This window comes from Psychromonas arctica, from assembly GCF_038155225.1.
In the GTDB taxonomy this organism is placed as follows: Bacteria; Pseudomonadota; Gammaproteobacteria; order Enterobacterales; family Psychromonadaceae; genus Psychromonas; species Psychromonas arctica_B.
Genome location: NZ_JBAKBA010000434.1, coordinates 1 through 209, shown reverse-complemented (window position 1 = coordinate 209; position 209 = coordinate 1). Strand labels below are relative to the sequence as shown.

1 protein-coding gene is annotated in these 209 nt (G+C 28.7%); it reads right to left on the bottom strand.

Annotated elements, in window-relative coordinates:
* Positions 1–209 (bottom strand): bile acid:sodium symporter (locus V6255_RS19010; protein WP_341629488.1); only part of this gene is annotated, 209 nt, incomplete at both ends.

The window sequence follows — 209 nt, the reverse complement described above, 5'->3', positions numbered from 1 at the left end:
AACAATTAACAAGATGACGAATTTATCAACTTTACTAAATACTGATTTATGTTTTTGAGCAAATTTCAATAATAACGGACGTGCTAACTCACCAAGAATCATAGGCAATAATAATAATTTTGAAATAGAAATAATCGACGCCATTAATTCTAGCTCTACACCTTCAAATCCCATAAATGATTGGATTAACAATTGCGTAATAAAGATAC